The sequence below is a fragment of the Polymorphospora sp. NPDC050346 genome (assembly GCF_040655695.1).
Taxonomy (GTDB): Bacteria; Actinomycetota; Actinomycetes; order Mycobacteriales; family Micromonosporaceae; genus Polymorphospora; species Polymorphospora lycopeni.
Map to the genome: position 1 here is coordinate 44356 of NZ_JBFAKM010000022.1, position 18368 is coordinate 62723.

The window sequence follows — 18368 nt, forward strand, 5'->3', positions numbered from 1 at the left end:
GTCGGGCCTGCCTAGTATGGCGTGTGCGCAACGAACAGCTCCGGGGGATGCGTTCCTTCACCTTCCCGTCGTACTCCTTCGATCCGGACAGCGGGGTGGCGTCGTTCGACTACGCCCTCGACGGTCCCGACGGCGGGATCCGGTTCACCGAGACGGTGACGTTCCCGCTGCCGGAGCGGCCGCCGGCGGCGGCGACGATGCTGACCTTCCACCGGGTGCTGGAGCTGCTGCACCTGGTCGCCGGGGTGAGCTACTACAAGGCGGCCGCACCGCCGTCGCTCGCGGCGCCGGCCCCGCTGGGCACGGCCGCGACCGCGCTGGTCCAGGCCGTCTACACGAAGGGCCTGGCCGAGTACGCCTACCGCAACGAGCTGCCGCACGTGCTGGACCTGGTGCTCGACGTACCGTTGGGGCAACTGCCGGCGCCGACGGTGGTCGACACGTCCGACCGGCGGCCGCTGTCCGCCGTCGGCGGCGGCAAGGACTCCATCGTCAGCCTGGAGGCGCTGCGGCAGGGCGGCTTCGACCCGGTGCCGTTCTCGGTCAACCCCAACCCGGTGATCGAGTCGGTGAACGCGGCGGCCGGGCTGCCGGCGCTGGCCGCCCGCCGCCGGCTCGACCCGCTGCTGTTCGAGCTGAACAAGGCCGGCGCCCGCAACGGCCACATCCCGGTCACCGCGATCAACTCGCTGATCGCGGTCGGCACGGCGGTGCTGCACGGGCTGGGCCCGGTGGTGATGTCGAACGAGCGGTCGGCGTCCGACCCCAACCTGATCTGGAACGGTCACGAGATCAACCACCAGTGGTCGAAGGGGGTCGAGGCCGAGGGCCTGCTGCGGGCGGCGCTGTCGGAGCACGCCGGGCTGACCGAGCCGTACTTCTCGCTGCTGCGGTCGCTGTCCGAGCTGCACATCGCCCGGCTGTTCGCCCGGTTCGACCGCTACGACGCGGTGGTGACCAGCTGCAACGCGGCGTTCAAGCTGCACGACCCGAGCGCCCGGTGGTGCGGCGACTGCCCGAAGTGCCGGTTCGTGTTCCTGGCGATGGCGCCGTTCATGTCGCGGGCCCGGATCGAGGGTATCTTCGGCGCCGACCTGCTCGCCGACCCGGCGCAGGTGCCGGGCTACCTGGAACTGCTCGGCATCGACGCGCACAAGCCGTTCGAGTGCGTCGGCGAGGTCGAGGAGTCGCTGGTGGCGCTGGGGCTGCTGGCCGAGCAGGAGCAGTGGCGCGGGGCGCCGGTCGTCCGGTCGCTGATGGCGGCGGTGCCGGCGGAGGCGTGGCCGGCGGCGTCGCGTACCGACGTGTTCACCCCGGCCGGGCCGAACCACGTGCCGCCGCCGTACGCCAAGGCGTTGACCGCGCTGTTCTAGCCGGCGGTCGCGGCCCGACGGTCAGGGGCGGCGCGGGCCGATGCCGTTCTCCGGTGTCGGGTCCACGCCGAGGCCGGACTGCACGCCGAGGAACCGGTACGTGACGCACTTCAGCGCCCACAGCAGCCAGCCGCGGTCGCCGGTCTGGATCGGGCGGCCGTCGGCGTGGCCGACCGCGCCGATGAGCAGCCAGGAGCTGGCGACCGAGAAGACGGTGCGTACCTCGCCGTGCGCGTCGGCCGGGGCGAGGCCGTCCGGCAGGGCCTTGCGCACGGCCCGGGCGTCGTCGTTGCTCGGGTAGAGCACGGCCCGGAAGTTGACCAGGGCGTCGCTGTCGTCGGTGGTGAGGGTGGCGTGCAGCGTACGGATGCAGGGTGCCCGTTCCAGCGGCCCGTCGTCGGGCAGGACGCCGGCACAGCCGCGCCGGTCGGCGGAGCTCTGCCGGGTCAGGGTGTTGCCGCCGATGGTGAAGCTCGCCTCGGGGAAGACGTCGGCGGCGGTCAGGTAGGTGGGCGTGGCACGGACCCAGGCGACGCCGAGGGTGGTCACCAGCGCCAGCGCGGCCACGGTCGCGGTGGCCGCCCGGACGGGGCTACGCAGCCGCTGCGCCATCATCAGGGCGGCGACGGCCAGCACCCCGGCGGCGACCAGTCCGATCAGTCCCCACCGCAGGCCGGTGGCCATCTGGTCGGCGCCGGCGCCGACGCCGCGCATGATCGAGGCAAACGAGGTGCCGCGTCCGGGCACGAAGACCAGGGCCACGAGGCCGGCCAGGATGCCCGCGACGATGAACGCGGCCTGGCCGATCCGGCCCGCCCGGCGGCCGACCAGCAGGCCGGTGATCAGGATCATGAGCGGGAGTGCGACGACCAGCCAGCCGGCGGTGACCATGCCGACGCCGGAGCAGGCGGTGATCCGACAGGCGGCGCCGGCCACCGTGGCGCGGATGGGTACGGCGAACACACCGGCGAGGATCGGGCCGCCGATGAGCGCGAGGAGGGCCAGCAGGCCCGGCAGAACCGAGACGTCCCGACGCCGGCGGGGTCGGGTGTCCTTGGCCAGGTCCACCCGACCCGCCGTACGCCGTCGCGGGCGTGTCCCGCGGTGCTCGATCGGGCCCTCGTCTCGTCGCTGTGCTGCCATGGCCAGGCAGTTTAGAGAATTTGATCAAGCCGGCCGGAGGTCAGCGGTCAGCGGCGGCCGACGGCGGCCGAGACGATGCCGACCCCGATCGCGGCGAGGGCGATCTGGATGAACAGTTCGATCCAGTCGATGCCACGGGTCTCGGCCACCCCCATCACGGTGGCCAGCAGGGTGCCCAGCAGGGCCGCGACGATCCCGACGGCGATGGTGAGCAGGAACGAGATGCGTTGCCGGCCGGGCAGGACGAGCCTGCCGAGCGCACCGATGACGGCGCCGATGATCAGTGCGGTGATGATGCCGGTGATCTCCACGGTGGTTCCTCCCGTGCCTGACTCGGCGCCGACCCGTGGTGCGGGCCGGCGCGCGTCCCTGTATCGGCGACGCCGTCCTGTTTCCTTCCCGATCAAGAGCGTTCCGAATCCGGGTTCGGGCTCACACTGGCCCTATAACCCCAATGGGGGTATAACAGGGTTACAGGTGGCCACGAAAAGGAGCCGACCATGCCGAAGATCAACGTGTACCTGCCCGACGAACTCGCCGAGGCGGTCCGCGAGGCGGGCGTGCCCGTCTCTGCCGTCTGCCAGCGCGCTCTCGAACAGGCCGTCCGCCGGGTGACCGCCATCCGCGAGACCAGCCTCGGCGACGTCGACGGCGACGACCTCGCCGCCCGGCTGCCGCACTTCACCGCCCGGGCCCGCGACGCGCTGCGACTCGGCATCGACCGGGCCCGCATCGACGGCTCACCCATCGTCGGCAGTGGACATCTGCTGCACGGCCTGCTGACCGAGGGCGCCAACCTCGCCCTGCAGGTGCTGCCCGCCGTGGAGATCGAGCCGGCCCGGATCGCGCGCGACCTCGCCCGCGAAACCCTGGCCGAAAGCGACCCGGTAACCCCCGCCGGATCGCGGCGGTTCAGCGTGCCGGCGGCGGGCGCGCTGGAACTGGCGGTCACCGAGGCGACCGCGTACGGCCACAACTACGTCGGCTGTGAGCACCTGCTGCTGGGGTTGATCGCCGAACCCGACGGTGTCGCCGGAAAGGTCCTGCGCTCACTCGGCGCCGAACTGCGGCTGACCCGCCGCGCGGTCGCCGCCGCCCTGGCGGGATACGTCCACCTGCGCGCCCAGACCACCCAGCCGGTTCAGGACGGCGGCCCGCCCGCCCTGCCGACGCAGCAGGGCGGACCCGCCGCCGGGCCGGAGATGGCGGCGGCCCTCGGCGCGGCGATCCGGCGGGAACTGCAACCCCTCGTCGAACGCATCGAACGGCTCGAGGAGCGGGCCGGGCCGACCGGCTGATCCGCCCGGCTCAGGTGTCCCGTACGGCGTCCAACGCCAGCAGCGCCACGTGCAGCGACAGGCAGGCGTCGACCGAGTCGAGGTCGGCGTCGAGGATCCGGGCGATCCGGGCCAGCCGCTCGTAGAACGCCGGCCGGGACAGGTGCGCCGCCGTCGCCGCCGCCGACTTGTTGCGCCCGTTCTCCAGGTACGCCCGCAGCGTGCCGAGCAACTGTTCGCGCGGATGCTTCGCGTCGTACGCCAGCAGTGCCCCCAGCTCCCGCTCGACGAACGTCTGCAGGCGCGGCTCCTCACGCAGCAGGTGCAGCAGGCCGGCCAGGCCGACGTGCGGCAGCCGGAACACCGACACGTCCCGCCGGTCGTGGCGGGCGGCGTCGGCGACCTGCCGCGCCTCGATCAGCGACCGGCGGGCCTCGCGCAGGGTGCCGACCCCCGAGCCGGCCGCGACGATCAGCCCGCCCGGCCGGGGGACGCCGTTCGCCGGTGTCGCCGCCCCCACGGCGGCCGGTCCGTGGTCGCCCGGACCGCCGGTACGGGGCCGGCCGGGCGGTCCGGCGTCGAGGCGTACCCGGCGCAGCGCGGCGGCGAACGCGGACAGCGCCCGCTCCTCGTCGTCGGCGCCGCGCAGCGCCAGCAGCGCCCCCACCGCCTGGTCGTCGAGGGCGCTGGTCAGACCGGTCAGCCGGGCGTCCCGCAGCGCCTGCCCGACGGCCTCGGCCAGGTCCCGCAGCCGGGCCTGGGCGGCCTCCGTACCGGCCTCGGCGCCGCCGTCGTCGGCCCTGAACCGGACCACCACCCCGACCAGGTGGTGGCGTTCCAGCGCGACACCGAGCGCGCGGGCCCGTAGGGCGACCTCGTCGACCGGCCGGGAGTGGTCGAGCAGGGCGGTGAGCAGCGTGCGGTGGATCTGACGCTCGAGCCCCTCGGCGTCCCGGCGGATCAGCCGCCCCAGGGCGAGGGTCGACGCGGCCCGCTCGACCAGGATCGTCAGCCGGGTCGGCGGCGGGTCGCTGCCGGACAGCTCGTTGGACCAGCGCAGCAGCAGCCGGCCCCAGTCCTGCCCGCGGGCGCCGACCGTGGTCACGAGCCAGCCGGAGTCGGAGTCGTACGCGGTCCGGCCGGTCGGCTGGATCCGGCGCGAGTGCTGCTCCCAGCCGTCGAGCAGCATCTCGGCGGACTCCCCCGCGGTGTCGTACGCGAGCACCTGCCGGGACAGGTTCTCCAGCACCACCGGGCAGCCGGCCAGGGCGGCGGCCTGGTGTACGACGTCCGCCGGCTCGGCGCCCTCCACCGACAGCTCGGTGAACCTCTGGTGGATCTCCTCGGTCGCCCGCAACTCGGTGAGCTGGGCGTCGACGATCAGCGCGTGGACCGCCTCGGTGATCCGTACGAACGGGGTGGCCCGCCGCAGCTCGACCAGCGGCAGCCCGCGCCGCTCGGCGGCGGCGACCATCACCTTCGGTAAGGTCCCGGTGAAGCGCCGGCCGAGTTCGACGACCAGGCCGGAGACGCCGACGTCGGCCAGGTCGGCGACGAAGGCACGCAGCCCGGCGTCGTCGGCGGGCAACCCGATCCCGGTCATCAGGACGAGTTCACCCCCACCGAGCAGGGTCGCGATGTCGGGCACCTCGGCGACGTGCACCCAGCGCACCGCCCGGTCCAGGCTGGCCGCCCCGGCGAGCATCCGGGGCACCCCGTGCCGCACCGGCGCGAGCGCCAGCACGTGACGGACCGTAGGGAACACCCGCTAACGGTAGCCGCCCATGATTCCGGTGATCAGGGAGTGAGTCCGGGGTGTCGCCGGCGTGTCGGGGGCCCGGTCCCTGATCACGCGGATCTTGGAGGTTGCCGGCCGGTCGCCTCGCCGACCCGAGGGCCTCCGTCGGTGACCGCGCCGTGCGACGCGGTCACCGACGAAGCTGCCAGGGGCCCTGCTGGTTCGGCGGGTGGCTAGACTTCAGGCTGGCAGTTCACGTGCTCTGCTGTAGCGGGCGCGGCCTCGGGAGGGTGTTCCAGCACCCTCTCGAGGGTCCGTCCACCTGGACGGCGCCTACTCGCAGAAGACACGCACCTTGGCATCGGGCTGATCGACCTCCACCGTCATCTCTTCGAGGTGATCCACCAGAGCCTCGAGCTGTTCGGGCTTGAGCTGCGTCAGGTCGATCGGCACGCCCGACTTGCCCAGTTCGGTGTTGGCCTTACCCAGTGCCGGCGGCGGGATCAGGGCCGTCAGCCGGACCCCGGCCCGCAGGAGTTGCAGCGGCACCCGTACGTTGACCCGCCCCGGCACGCCGTTCTCGTCAAGGGCGTCCACCATCACCCGCAGATACCTGGCCTTGCCCTTCGGCCGGGCGTCGAGGCTCGATGCCGGCGGCGGCTCGTCCCGTTCGAGCGCGGCGATGAGCCGTTCGGCCTCCTCCGCGGTGATCTTGCCCTCGGCCAGCATGTCGAGGATGTCCCTACGCTGTTCGTTCATCTCCACGCTCCTATCTGATAGCCACGAGCACGGCCGTACGGTCGTGCTCGATGTCGAACCGGGTGCCGGGCAGGGCGGACACGACGCGCCAACCGGTGCCGAACGCCCGCACCACGCTGACGCGGTAGACGAGGCAGGCCACGGCCGCCACCAGCAGGGTCAGGACCACGACCGGCAGGAACACCAGCACCACGGGAAGCACCGGGCCCCAGACCCGGACGGGACGACCGGCCGGGCGCTCGACCCGTACGGTCAGCAACTGCGGCATCATGTCCGGCTCTCCAGTTCGGACAGTGCCTGCTGCGCGGTGATCTCGCCGCGACGCAACCGATCGATGACGTCGGCCCGGGACGGCGCCGGGTCGGTCTCGACGAAGTCGAGCATCTGCGTGATCCGGTTCAGCCGCGATTTGATCGTCGGGTAGCTCACCCCGAAGATCCGCTCCATCTCCTTGATGGAGCCGTGGCACCGCACGAACGCCGTGACGAAGACCTGGTCCTCGACGCTGAGCTGAGCCAGTTGCGGTAGCTCGAACTCGCCCTCGATCGCGACACCGTTGCCGGCCAGGCGCACCCGCTCGACGACGAACGGCTGCCCCCGGGTCAGGTTCGTAAGCTCCTGCCAGTCCATCGCCTGCTCTCTCATACCTGAAACCTTAGCCCTGCCAAACATTAACTTTCAAGAAGTTGATCTTAATTTTCTTAAGCCTGCCGCTAGACCCTTCGCGGGCCGGCCGGTCAGCGCCCGGTACCCTTGGTCCGCCGGCCGGTCCCAGTGCCGCGCCTGGAGGATCATCGATGCCGGATCGCCGCTACCCCTCCGACTCCTGGCTGACGCCGCGGGCCCGGGTGGGTCCGTCGCCCATCGAGGGACACGGCCTGTTCGCCACCCGCGCCATCGACCGGGACGAGCCGGTCATGGCATTCGGTGGTGCGGTGCTGGACAACGAGGCACTGGCCGCCGTCCCCCCGCCCTACAGCAGCGTCGCCGTCGCGGAGGACACCAACCTGCTGCTCGATCCGGCGCACCCGGTGCGCTACGGCAACCACTCCTGCGACCCGAATCTCTGACACCTGGACGCGGTGACGGTCGTCGCTCGCCGCCCCATCCCCGCCGGCGAGGAACTGACGATCGACTACGCCACGCTCACCGGCACGGAGACCTGGTCGATGACCTGCCGGTGCGGCAGCCCGTTGTGCCGGCAGACGGTCACCGGACGCGACTGGCGGCTGCCGGAGCTGCAGGACGCCTACCGGGGGCACTGGATGTCGTGGCTCGCCGAGCGGATCGCGACAACGTGACCCGGACCCGTGGCCGGCGCCGCCATACACTTCCTGGCGACCGGTGAGTGTGCAGAACGGACGGTGTCCTGCGTGTCCGACTCCGAACCGACGACGGGGCCCGCGGTGACCGAAGCCGGCGGCTCCATCCGGAGTGGACAGTGACCTTCCACGTGCTCGGAACACTCGAGATCCGGGACCGGGACGGCACGACGGTCGCCCTGCCCCGCCAGAAACAACGCGTCCTGCTCGCCTACCTGCTGGTGCACGCCGGGCGGGTGGTGAGTTCCGACGAGATCGAGTACGCGCTGTGGGTCGAGCGACCGCCGGCCTCGGCGCGGACCAACCTGTACTCGTACATGTCGGGTCTGCGGGCCGTGCTGGACCGGGCGACGGCCACCGGGCAGCCGCGTCCGCGGCTGGTGTCCCGCGGCTACCGCCTGGACGTGTCGCCGCAGGAGTGCGACGCCGACGTGTTCGAGCAGCTCGTGGCCGGTGGCCGGACGGCGCTGGCCGCCGGCGACTGGGCGGTCGCCGCCGGGCAGCTCGCCCGGGGACTGGCGTTGTGGCGCGGTGACGTGCTCGCCGGCCTGGAGCCGTACGAGTGGTCGCTGGCGTACACCACCCGGCTCGAACAGGCCCGGCTGGCCGCGATCGAGGACTGGGTCGAGGCCTGGTCCATGTTGAGCCTCTTCCGCCACGACGGCGTCGCGGCGCTCGGGATCCGGTTGGAGGCGCGAATGCTCCTGTCGTTCGCGGAGCGCCCCGGCTGAGTTCGATCATCGGACGCCGCACAGGGTGGCAGTGCGGGCTACACGCCCGGCCATACGGCGCCGCGTAGGTCACCGCAGTGCGGTGCCGATCGCGCGGTACGACGGGGCGAGATCACGTGGGTGCTATGCCGGTTCGGGATTGCCGCCGGCGGGTGCGGGACCGGCATGGTGTTGACGCACCACGCGCTGTCCCCCCAGGTCACTCGAGCCCTAGGAGCGTCCGCATGCACCGACGTCCCGTACCCCTGGCCGCCGCCGTCCTCGCCGCGACCCTGCTGTTCGCCTCGGTGCCGCCCGCCGCGGCGGCGGCACAGGACCGGCAGTGGCGAGAGGTCTTCTCGCCCGACGGCACGATCACCCGGATGTACCTGCCCACGGAACGCGGCACGGCCATGACGCCGCAGCAGTCCGCCGCCGCCGCGGCGGCGGAGGTGATCGCCCTGCAGAACACGGGACCGTCCAGCACCCGGTTCGACATGGTCATCGTGGGCGACGGCTACACGGCGTCGCAGATGGGCCTGCTGCGGCAGCACGCCCAGACCAAATGGAACGAGATCGCCGCGACAGAGCCCTGGAACAAGTACCGCGGATCGATCAACGTATGGCTGGTCAACGTGATCTCCAACCAGTCGGGGGTGGACAACGACCCCACCCAGGGCGTCAGCCGGGACACCGCGCTGGACATGTACTTCTGGTGCGGCGGCATCGCCCGACTGCTGTGCCTGAACGAGACCAAGGCCAAGCAGTACGCGGCACAGGCCCCCGGCGTCGACGCGATCGTGGCGATCGGCAACAGCACCACGTACGGCGGCGCCGGTTACCCGAGCCTGTCCACGGTGTCCGGCGGCAACGCGTCCTCCGGCCGGATCGCCATCCACGAGCTGGGGCACTCGGTCGGCGGGCTGGCCGACGAGTACTTCACGGCCGGCACCACGTACACCGGATCCGAGCCCCGGCAGCCGAACGTCACCACCAACCCCAGCGGTACGAAGTGGGCCTCCTATCTCGGCCAGGCCACCCCGGACGGTGGCGTGATCGGCGCGTACCAGGGCGGGCACCAGTACGCGTACGGCATCTACCGGCCGTCGCAGGACTCGCTGATGCGTAGCCTGGCCAAGCCGTTCAACTCGGTCGGCCTGGCGGTGATGGACCGCGCCATCGCGGCGCGGATCAGTGGCGGCCCCGGCTGCACCGGCTACGGGAGTTCACGTACCGGCTCGCTGTCCAGCGGCGGCACGGCATACCAGCCGGACGGCACCTACTTCCACACCGCCGCCTCCGGCCAGCACCGCGCCTGCCTGGACGGTCCCGCCGGCACCGAGTTCGACCTGCACCTGCAGAAGTGGAACGGCAGCGCGTGGGCCACGGTCGCCTCCGGCGCCACCACCGGCGCCGACGAGACACTGACGTACAACGGCACGGCCGGGTACTACCTGTACCAGGTCCGGTCGGTCAGCGGCGCCGGGTCCTACACGCTGGGCTACGACGCTCCCTGACCGCCGCCGTCCGGTCCCAGGCTCGCCCGGGACCGGACGCCCCGGGAGGTACGGCGACGCGGCGTGCGCGCTGCCCGGACCGGTATTCCGGGCGACGGCTCGCCCAGCCCCGGTACGCCTCCCGCGCCAGCCGGACCAGGTGGTCGAACATGTCCGCCAGCGGAGCCGGGTACGACACGGTGCGCCCGTCGTACCCGACCCGGTTTCCCTCGCCGCGTCACCGCCCGGACGCGAACCCCGGTCGATCCGCCCGTCCGGGTCACGGCGCGGTGACGGACTCCACGTCGTTGTAGAAGAGCGACGTCGTGTAGCCGTAGTACGGCGAGTACATACGGCCCGGGTGAGCCACGCTTATGAAGCCGTTGTTCCCGTTGACCTTGCCGTCGTGGCCGTTCCAGTCCATGAGCCAGGGGCCGCCGGAGGAGCCTCCGTTCATGGCGTTCCTCATGTAGATGATGCTGCTCCCGTCGTCCACGGTGTTGTCGTAGGCGGTCCACAGGCGCTGACCGTCGTACGGCGGGCTCGCCGGGTAGCCGAAGGCACGCACCGTCTGCAGCGGATGACTGAAGGCGATCCCCTGCGCACCCAGGTAGTCCTGGATCTTGTAACCGACCCAGTTCCTGTGGACGATGGCGGCGCCGATGTCGTGGGCCAGGTTGTGGTTGTCGATGAAGTACTCGTGCATCACGTAGCCCCTGAAGGCATTCCAGTACCCGAACGGCGAGTGGTTGATCCAGGGAATGTAGTTCGGCACGAACTGCCAGTTGGTGAACCACTTGCCACGCTCGGTCAGGCAGTGGGCGGCGGTCCAGACGAGGGACCGCCCCGAACTGTTGACCACCGCCCCCGAGCAGACGTAGTCCGACCCGTTGATGGTGAAGAAGACCTTACCGACGGTTTGGGCGGTCGCCTGACCGACCGAGAAGTTGGCCTCCCACGTCTGCCCGAGTCCGCTCGAGATGGTCGCCGATCCGGCCGCCGGGGTCCGGGTCAGCGGCGCCTTGTCCGGTGCGGCCGGTTCGATCGACACCGGCTTGCCCGCTGCCTGGCGGGGTGCCGTGACGGCCGCCTCCTTGGCTCGATCGGAGATCCGCTCCTCCGCCGGGCGGGCCGCGCGCATCCGTTCCGGGGTCCAGTACGCGGCCAGGGCCCGCGCCCGCGCCTCCGCGCCGCCACCGGCGAGTACGGCCGTACGGGCCACCTCCGGGCTCAACTCCAGAGCGCCGCTGACCGCGGGGGTGGCGGACAACGCGGGCTCGGCCATGCTCGGCGACACCGCGGCGACGGTCATCGCCAGGGACAACGTCGTGGCGACGACGAATCCGCACAGCAGTTTTCGGGGCATTCTTCCTCCAGACGTCAGAACCGCGTGAAGAAGTTAGCCCGACTGATCGATCAGAGCCGCCGCAAGCTTTCAAGAAGGCACCAGAAGGCGATCGAGATCAAATTTGCTAATTCAACGAACTATCCGACACATCTGCTTGATGCAATAAAACGGATAGGGCGATCAGCTTGATCCGCGTGATCAGGGGCCGGGAACCCCGACCCGCCGGCGACACCCCGGAATTACTCGATGATCACGCGGATCAAGGGCGAGTCAGGTGGGGAGGGGGTCGTCGCGGCCCAGTTCCCAGAAGGCGACGGCGGCCGCGGCCGCGACGTTCAGTGAGTCGACGCCGCGCCGCATCGGGATACCGACGCGCACGTCACTGGCCGCCAGCGCCTGCCGGGACAGCCCCGGCCCCTCGGCACCGAGCAGCAGCGCCGCCCGGCCCCGCTGCTCGGCGGTCAGCCGCTGGATCGGCACCGCGTCGGCCGCCGGGGTCATCGCCAGCACCGTGAAGCCGGCCGCGCGCACCTGCTCCAGACCGTCCGGCCAGGGCGTGAGCGTCGCGTACGGCACCGCGAACACCTCGCCCATGCTGACCCGTACGCTGCGCCGGTAGAGCGGGTCGGCGCACGACGGCGACAGCAGCACCCCGTCGACACCCAGCGCCGCCGCCCCGCGGAAGACGGCGCCGAGGTTCGTGTGGTTGTTGACGTCCTCGAGGATCGCGACCCGGCGGGCCACGGCGAGCAGTTCGGCCGCCGTCGGCAGCTCGCGCCGGTGGAACGACGCCAGCATCCCCCGGTGTACGTGGAACCCGGTCGCCCGTTCCAGCACGTCCTGGCTGGCGGCGTAGACCGGCGCGTCCCCGGTGTCGCCGAGCTGCTCGACCCGCTTCGCGTCGACCAGGTACGACCGGGGCCGGTAGCCGGCCCGCAGCGCCCGGCGCAGGACCAGCTCGCCCTCGGCGATGAACAGGCCGTGCGGCGGCTCCCAGCGGGTACGCAACTCGACGTCGGTCAGCGCACGGTAGTCGCCGATCCGCTCGTCGTCAGGGTCGGTGATCAGCTCGACGGGCACCCGCCGATTCTGCCGAACCACCGCGGAGCGGGCCGGGACCGGGTGGGCCGTCGATGTCCGCACCGCCTCGATCGCCTGCGGTTCAGGCACCCGACACGCCGGGCGGGAAGCGCCCGAGCCGCAGACGATCATGGCACCACCGGCCCGCACCCGGGTCCACCCCGGGGACGGGCCGGCGGGCATCGAGCCGCGCGGGACCGGTCAGGGTGCGGCGAGGCTGCCGTGGGTGGCCACCCGGGCGGCGACGGCACTGGCCCCGGCCGCCACCGCGCTCGCCGCCGGCACCTTGGCCGGACCGGAGACCGCAGCGCCGGACGCCGCCGGGCCGGACGCGGCCGCCGCGCCCGCCGGCACCGGCCCGGCCTGGACGGCGGTGGCCGGCTCCGCCTCGGTGGCGAACGGCAGCGTCGCGGTCACCGGCTCCGCCCCGGCGGGCTTCGCGGCCGCCGGCATGAGCCGCCCGGTGCCGATGGCGACACCGATGCCGCCGGCCAGCGCCAGCAGCGCCCCGACCGTCTGCAGTGGACCGACGAGGAGTCCGGCGACGCCCAGCATCGGGGCGGCGAGCATCAGCAGCACCCCGTCGCTGCGGTTGAACAGCCCCGACTCGCGTACCGACCAGCCCATCACAAGCCAGCCGACGCTGAAGACGGTCGCGCCGGCCAGCGACAGCACACCGGCGTCCAGCCCGTAGACCGCCGTGTCGGCGGGCAGGGTGGCGAACGGGAGCATCAGGGCGGCACCCGCGATGCCGATCATCAGTGCCGTGGCGGCCGCCCGGCGGCTGCGCGCCGACACCTGCACCCCGGCCAGCGCCACCAGCGCGACCAGACCGAGCCAGACCGCGGCCACCCAGCCGAGCAGGTGCAGCGCGGACCCGTGTTCGAGGTACGGCGCCGGCCCGCCGTCGAGACTGCCGGCGGTGACCAGCCCGTACAGCACGGCGTACGCCGGCGTCGCCCAGACCGCGAGGCGCACAAACCGGCGTACGGAGAACGCCCAGGTGGCGTTGGTGACCGGCTGGTTGGCCGGGGTCGACGGCGGGGCCGCGGTCAGCACCGCGAGGCCGGCGTCGAGCCGGGTGACGATCCGCAGCGGCGCCGTCCGCGCGGTCGAGGAGGACAGGAACGAGGGACGACTGTGCTTGGCGTGGTTCATGGGCACCGGGCCTTCCGCGCGGCCGGGCATCCCGCCGGTGCCCGGCACCTGCCGACCGGTCGCCTTCGGACAGTCGGCGCCGGAACCGGCACCGGCACCTGACCGGTCGTAGAAACGATCGTGACAGGTGCCGGGCGGTAACGTGACCGGTTCTCGGATATCCGTCCTGAGCTGGATGAACCTCGCCCCGGTCAGCCCTGCTCGCGGTCCGGTGTGGAGCTCTTCAGGAAGTCGGTCGCGGTCATCGGCGGCGCCGCCGGCAGACCCGGCTGCCCCGCGAGGCCAGCCTGCTGGCCGCCGCCACCCACCTGCGCCTCCGCGGCACGTACCTCGTCGTTGACCCGCTGCGCCTCCGCGGCCGCGGCTTCGGCGGCGGCCGCCGCCTCCCGCTCCACCGCGCCGGAGTCGACCTCCTTCGACGGGGCGTCGCCGACCATCGCACCGAGCCCGCCGAGCGCGCCGCCGAGCCCCTCGAGCGCCTTGGTCAGCTCGGCCGGCACGATCCAGACCTTGTTGGCCTGACCGTTGGCGATCTGCGGCAGCGCCTGGAGGTATTGGTAGGCGAGCACCTTCTGGCTCGGGTTGGCCTGGTGGATCGCGTCGAAGACCGTCCGGATCGCCTTGGCCTGCCCCTCGGCCTGCAGGACGCGGGCCTGCCGGTCACCGTCGGCACGCAGCACCGCCGCCTGCTTCTCACCCTCGGCGGAGAGGATCTGCGACTGCTTGTGCCCCTCCGCGTTGAGGATCGCCGCCCGCCGGTCCCGCTCGGCACGCATCTGCTTCTCCATCGAGTCACGGATGCTCGGCGGTGGCTCGATCGCCTTGATCTCCACCCGGGTGACCTTGATGCCCCACCGGCCGGTGGTCTCGTCCAGCACCCCGGACAGGTGCCGGTTGATCTCCTCGCGGCTGGTCAGCGCCCGCTCCAGGTCGAGCGAGCCGATGACGTTCCGCAGCGTCGTGACGGTCAACTGCTCGATGGCCTGCAGGAAGTTGGAGATCTCGTACGTCGCCCGCACCGGGTCGACGACCTTGAAGTAGAGCACCGTGTCGATCGACACGACGAGGTTGTCCGAGGTGATCACCGGCTGCGGCGGGAAGCTGACCACCTGTTCCCGCATGTCGACCTTGGTGCGTACCGCGTCGACGAACGGCACCAGCAGGTTGAGGCCCGGCCCCAGGGTCTTCTTGTATCTGCCCAGTCGTTCGACGACGTCCATCCGCTGCTGCGGAACGATCCGCACCGCGCGGATCAGGGTGATCACCGTGAGCAGGGCGATCGCCCCGAACACGACTGCGATCACGAGTTCCATGCGCTCACCTTTTTCCTATATGTAGGTACGGTGCCTTCGGCACCGCCGTCATCCCTATCTGGCCGCGGTGCCCGCGGCGCCGCCGTCATATGTCGTCGCGCCAGACCATGGCGGTCACGCCCTTGACCTCGATCACGCGGACCCGCTCACCAGGCGCGAAGGTCTGGGTCCCGTCGTACGACCGCGCGGTCCACATCTCTCCGTCGATCTTGACCATTCCACCATCGGCGTCGACCTGCTCGAGAACCAGGGCATTCGCCCCCTCGATCGCCTGCAGGCCGAATCCCTCCTGGTCCGACTCCGCCGACTTCTCCCGGTGCCGGCGCACGGCCGGCCGGCTGGCGACCAGGGTCAGCGCCGACACCACCGCGAACACCAACGCCTGCACCGGCACGGAGGCGCCGAGCGCCGCCGCACCCGCGGCCGCGAACGCGCCGACCGCGAACATGATGAGGAACAGGCTCACGGTGAAGATCTCGGCCACCGCCAGCACGACACCCAACACGATCCAGAGCACAGCTTCCACTCATCGATCGTGTCACGTAGTGGCAACAGGAGACCACTTCTGCCCGTGACGGTAACGTTGTGGGGCCGTCCGAGCCGAGGAGTTCCGCCGCCGTGTCGCTGCTACCCGAGACCGCCCGACGCATCGACAGCACCGTCGCGCGGGCCCAGGCGGACGGCCGCGCGCCGTCGCTGATCATGGCTGTCGTCCGGAACGGCGCCATGGTCCACTTCGCCGGCGCGGGCGAGGAGCCGGCGCCCGACCCGCACCGCCAGTACCGGATCGGCTCGATCAGCAAGACGATGACCGCCGTACTGCTCATGCAGTTGCGCGACGAGGGCCGGGTCGCACTCGACGACCCGCTGGACCGGCACCTGCCGGGCACCCCGGTCGGCACGGTCACCCTGCGGCAACTGCTCGGCCACGCCTCCGGGCTGCAACGCGAACCCGAGGGCGACTGGTGGGAACGGTCCGCCGGCACCGACCTCGACACCCTGCTGGGCAACCTCACCGCCGACAAGCTCGCCTACCCGCCGCACCGCACCTACCACTACTCCAACCTGGCGTACGGGCTGCTCGGCGGGGTGGTCGAACGGATCACCGGAAAGCCGTGGGCGACCGTGCTCGGCGAACGACTGCTCGAACCGCTCGGCCTGCACCGCACCACCTACCACCCGACCGAGCCGTTCGCCCGCGGCTACGTCGTACACCCCTGGCACGAGACGCTGCGCGAGGAACCGCGCACCGACACCGGCGCGATGGCACCGGCCGGGCAGCTCTGGTCGACAACGGCCGACCTGGCCCGCTGGGCGGCGTTCCTCGCCGAGCCCGACCCCGCCGTACTCGCCCCCGCCACGCTCACCGAGATGACCGCGCCGGTCGTGATCAGCGATCTCGACTCGTGGACCAGCGGCCACGGCCTCGGCGTCGAGCTCTACCGGACCGGTGACCGGGTCTACGTCGGCCACGGCGGCTCGATGCCCGGCTACCTCGCCGCGCTCGCCGTGCACCGCCCGTCGCGCACCGCCGTCGTCGGCTACGCCAACGCGTACGGGCTGCGTACCGGCTCGCTCGGCGGACTCGCCCAGGACCTGCTGACCATGGTGCTCGACACCGAACCCGAACCGCCCCGGCCGTGGCGGGCCAACACCGCGCCGCCGCCGGCCGAGGCCGCCGAACTGACCGGCCGCTGGTGGTGGATGGGGCGCGAGGTCCAGGCGGCGTGGCGCGACGGCGAACTCGTGCTCAGCCGGATCGAACAGCCGGCCGCCACCGCGTGGCGGTTCACCCCGGAAGACACCGACCGCTGGCGCGGCCGCTCGGGCAGCAACGACGGCGAGATCCTGGCCGTACGCCGCGACGCCGACGGCACCCCCCGGGCCCTCGACATCGCCACGTTCGTCTTCACCCGCGACCCCGACCGGCTGGCCTGACGCCCGGCCGGGGGTCCGACGCTGTCAATCCTGCGGCACGGTCACGAAGTCGATCAACCGCTCCATGGCGTTGATCAGCGGCGTCTCCACGTCGTGGAAGCTGTCCACCCGGCTCAGGATGTGTCGCCACATGTCGGCCGGCTCGGCCACCCCGAGGGCGGCGCACACGCCCTCCTTCCACGGCCGGCCCGGCGGCACCCGCGGCCACGCCCGGATACCCACCTTCGCCGGCTTCACCGCCTGCCACACGTCGACGTACGGGTGGCCGGTCACCAGCACGTACGGCGACGTCACCGCGGCCACGATCCGGCTCTCCTTCGACCCCGCCACGAGATGGTCGACGAGCACCCCCAGCCGCCGGTCCGGACCGGGCCCGAACCGGCGCACCTCGGCCTCCAGGTCGTCGATGCCGTCCAGCGGCTCCACGACGACGCCCTCGATCCGCAGGTCGTCGCCCCAGATCCGCTCGACCAGCGCCGCGTCGTGGATGCCCTCGACCCAGATCCGGCTGGCCTTGGCCACCTGCGCCCGTACGCCCGCGACCGCCACCGACCCCGAGGCGGTCCGCCGCCGGGCGGCCGGCACCGCCGCCGGAGCCGGCCGGCGCAGCGTCACCGGGCGGCCGTCGAGCAGGAACGCCGCCGGCAGCAACGGAAAGTTACGGCGCCGCCCGTGCCGGTCCTCCAGCACCACGGCCCCGGACTCGAACCCGACGACCGCGCCACAGAACCCGGAATCGGCGTCCTCCACGACAAGGTCGGGCTCGGCGTCGACCTCCGGCGTCACCCGCCGTCGCCGCCAGTCACCCGCCAGCACGTCCTCCCCATACATCCCGCCGACGCTAGCCGGCCACATCACGGCGGTCATTTCGACGCGCCGCTGTCGAGACAGGGCCGGCGGGCACCACGTACCCTTGCTCGCATGTCCCCCGCAGCAGGCGCGGCGACCCTCGCTGTGCGTCGTTCGAGCCGGTTCGTGGCCTGGGTACGGGCATGGCGAGCCGGGCTGGTGCCATACGACGAGGTTGCCGACGAGATCGCCGGCGACGAGGAGCACCTGGTCGCGGACGCACCCGGCGCGTGGACCGATTTGCCGCTCCGCGACGCCCTGCCCGCCCTGTCGAAGCTGTCGCCCGACGAGATCCGGCTGGCCCTGCCCGCCCCCGGCGACCCGCGCGGCCTGCCCGGCCCCGGGCCGTTCGCCGGGGCCGCCCTGGTCGCCGGCGAGGCCGTCGTCGCCCGCGGCCTCGGGCTCATTCCCGAGGTACGCAGCCACACGTCCGGCTCCGGCATGACCTTCGAGACGGTGCTGTGGCGGGTCTACCCGCTGCCCGAAGAGGCGCACACCGCCGGTCTCGGCGCGCCCAGCGCCGCCGAGGCCGAAGCCGAACTGTCGGTGGCCCTGGCCGAGGCGACCGCCACCCTCACCCGCCTCGACGTCGCCCACTGGCGGCCGGAGCTGGCCGGGGCGCTGGCGGCGCTACGCAAGCCCGACAGCGCCACCGACCTGCCGCCCGGCTTCGACCCCCGGGCCCGCCGGCTGTTCGCCCGGGCCAGCGTGCTCGACCGGGTCCTCGCGCTCGCCGAGCACGCGGCACCCGGCGGAGCGATCAACGGCTACGAGGCGCAGCAGCGTGACGCGGCACTACGCCCGCTGACCACCGCCTGCCGCCGCGCCCTCGTCGCCGCCTGCAACGCCCCCCTGAGCGCCTGA

At 72.3% G+C, this 18368-nt stretch carries 19 protein-coding genes and 1 pseudogene; 8 read left to right on the forward strand and 12 right to left on the reverse strand.

Annotated features, from left to right (window positions below):
• The first annotated feature begins 23 nt into the window (after positions 1-23).
• Positions 24-1373: a hypothetical protein gene (locus AB0I42_RS22235; RefSeq protein WP_357539522.1), complete on the forward strand. Its 1350-nt coding sequence runs from the start codon at positions 24-26 to the stop codon at positions 1371-1373.
• A 21-nt stretch (positions 1374-1394) separates the two neighbouring features.
• On the opposite strand, the gene AB0I42_RS22240 is transcribed toward AB0I42_RS22235, so the two are convergent.
• Positions 1395-2516, reverse strand: a complete 1122-nt coding sequence (locus tag AB0I42_RS22240; RefSeq protein WP_357539524.1) for a hypothetical protein — start codon at positions 2514-2516, stop codon at positions 1395-1397.
• A gap of 47 nt (positions 2517-2563) precedes the next feature.
• The gene (locus tag AB0I42_RS22245) at positions 2564-2827 is read right to left on the reverse strand and encodes a GlsB/YeaQ/YmgE family stress response membrane protein (RefSeq protein ID WP_357539526.1); all 264 of its coding nucleotides are present in this window, start codon (positions 2825-2827) and stop codon (positions 2564-2566) included.
• Between the two features lie 189 nt (positions 2828-3016).
• Between AB0I42_RS22245 and AB0I42_RS22250 the strand changes: the two genes are divergently transcribed.
• Complete coding sequence (locus AB0I42_RS22250; protein ID WP_357539528.1) at positions 3017-3814, forward strand: Clp protease N-terminal domain-containing protein; 798 nt, start codon at positions 3017-3019, stop codon at positions 3812-3814.
• A gap of 10 nt (positions 3815-3824) precedes the next feature.
• Here the strand turns inward: AB0I42_RS22250 and AB0I42_RS22255 are convergent, their stop codons facing one another.
• The 4 genes from AB0I42_RS22255 to AB0I42_RS22270 all read right to left on the reverse strand — a co-directional run bounded on the left by AB0I42_RS22255 (position 3825) and on the right by AB0I42_RS22270 (position 6935).
• Positions 3825-5558, reverse strand: coding sequence for a PucR family transcriptional regulator ligand-binding domain-containing protein (locus AB0I42_RS22255; protein ID WP_357539530.1), 1734 nt, complete (start codon positions 5556-5558; stop codon positions 3825-3827).
• 306 nt (positions 5559-5864) lie between these two features.
• Positions 5865-6290 carry a hypothetical protein gene (locus AB0I42_RS22260; RefSeq protein WP_357539532.1) on the reverse strand — a complete coding sequence of 142 codons (426 nt, stop codon included), beginning with the start codon at positions 6288-6290 and terminating at the stop codon, positions 5865-5867.
• A 10-nt stretch (positions 6291-6300) separates the two neighbouring features.
• Entirely contained in the window at positions 6301-6561 is a 261-nt protein-coding gene (locus tag AB0I42_RS22265; protein ID WP_357539534.1) for a hypothetical protein, read from the reverse strand.
• Positions 6558-6935, reverse strand: coding sequence for a DUF2089 domain-containing protein (locus AB0I42_RS22270; protein ID WP_357539536.1), 378 nt, complete (start codon positions 6933-6935; stop codon positions 6558-6560). Before AB0I42_RS22270 ends, AB0I42_RS22265 begins: the two co-directional genes overlap by 4 nt.
• A gap of 152 nt (positions 6936-7087) precedes the next feature.
• Here AB0I42_RS22270 and AB0I42_RS22275 point away from each other — a divergent pair, with 152 nt between their 5' ends.
• The 4 genes and pseudogenes from AB0I42_RS22275 to AB0I42_RS22290 form a co-directional block, all read left to right on the forward strand.
• The gene (locus AB0I42_RS22275; RefSeq protein WP_357539539.1) at positions 7088-7360 is read left to right on the forward strand and encodes an SET domain-containing protein; all 273 of its coding nucleotides are present in this window, start codon (positions 7088-7090) and stop codon (positions 7358-7360) included.
• Positions 7361-7372: 12 nt separating this feature from the next.
• Positions 7373-7591 (forward strand): hypothetical protein, encoded by a 219-nt coding sequence (locus AB0I42_RS22280; RefSeq protein ID WP_357539541.1) that lies wholly within the window; start codon positions 7373-7375, stop codon positions 7589-7591.
• A gap of 152 nt (positions 7592-7743) precedes the next feature.
• Positions 7744-8343, forward strand: a complete 600-nt coding sequence (locus tag AB0I42_RS22285) for a BTAD domain-containing putative transcriptional regulator (protein ID WP_357539543.1) — start codon at positions 7744-7746, stop codon at positions 8341-8343.
• A 224-nt stretch (positions 8344-8567) separates the two neighbouring features.
• Positions 8568-9539: pseudogene (locus tag AB0I42_RS22290) on the forward strand (M64 family metallopeptidase); the annotation flags it as partial.
• Between the two features lie 559 nt (positions 9540-10098).
• Here the strand turns inward: AB0I42_RS22290 and AB0I42_RS22295 are convergent.
• The 5 genes from AB0I42_RS22295 to AB0I42_RS22315 all read right to left on the reverse strand — a co-directional run bounded on the left by AB0I42_RS22295 (position 10099) and on the right by AB0I42_RS22315 (position 15243).
• Positions 10099-11184, reverse strand: a complete 1086-nt coding sequence (locus AB0I42_RS22295) for a hypothetical protein (RefSeq protein WP_357539545.1) — start codon at positions 11182-11184, stop codon at positions 10099-10101.
• A gap of 252 nt (positions 11185-11436) precedes the next feature.
• The gene (locus AB0I42_RS22300; RefSeq protein ID WP_357539686.1) at positions 11437-12318 is read right to left on the reverse strand and encodes an RNA methyltransferase; all 882 of its coding nucleotides are present in this window, start codon (positions 12316-12318) and stop codon (positions 11437-11439) included.
• A gap of 129 nt (positions 12319-12447) precedes the next feature.
• A complete protein-coding gene (locus tag AB0I42_RS22305; protein WP_357539547.1) occupies positions 12448-13410 on the reverse strand; it encodes a hypothetical protein in 963 nt (320 codons plus the stop codon).
• Between the two features lie 185 nt (positions 13411-13595).
• Complete coding sequence (locus AB0I42_RS22310; RefSeq protein ID WP_357539549.1) at positions 13596-14717, reverse strand: SPFH domain-containing protein; 1122 nt, start codon at positions 14715-14717, stop codon at positions 13596-13598.
• A gap of 85 nt (positions 14718-14802) precedes the next feature.
• A complete protein-coding gene (locus tag AB0I42_RS22315; protein WP_357539551.1) occupies positions 14803-15243 on the reverse strand; it encodes an NfeD family protein in 441 nt (146 codons plus the stop codon).
• Positions 15244-15335: 92 nt separating this feature from the next.
• On the opposite strand from AB0I42_RS22315, the gene AB0I42_RS22320 reads away from it, so the two are divergent.
• On the forward strand, positions 15336-16655 hold the full coding sequence (locus tag AB0I42_RS22320) for a serine hydrolase domain-containing protein (protein ID WP_357539553.1): 1320 nt from the start codon (positions 15336-15338) through the stop codon (positions 16653-16655).
• Between the two features lie 24 nt (positions 16656-16679).
• On the opposite strand, the gene AB0I42_RS22325 is transcribed toward AB0I42_RS22320, so the two are convergent.
• The gene (locus AB0I42_RS22325) at positions 16680-17486 is read right to left on the reverse strand and encodes a DUF3097 domain-containing protein (protein WP_357539555.1); all 807 of its coding nucleotides are present in this window, start codon (positions 17484-17486) and stop codon (positions 16680-16682) included.
• A 90-nt stretch (positions 17487-17576) separates the two neighbouring features.
• On the opposite strand from AB0I42_RS22325, the gene AB0I42_RS22330 reads away from it, so the two are divergent.
• The gene (locus AB0I42_RS22330; RefSeq protein ID WP_357539557.1) at positions 17577-18368 is read left to right on the forward strand and encodes a hypothetical protein; all 792 of its coding nucleotides are present in this window, start codon (positions 17577-17579) and stop codon (positions 18366-18368) included.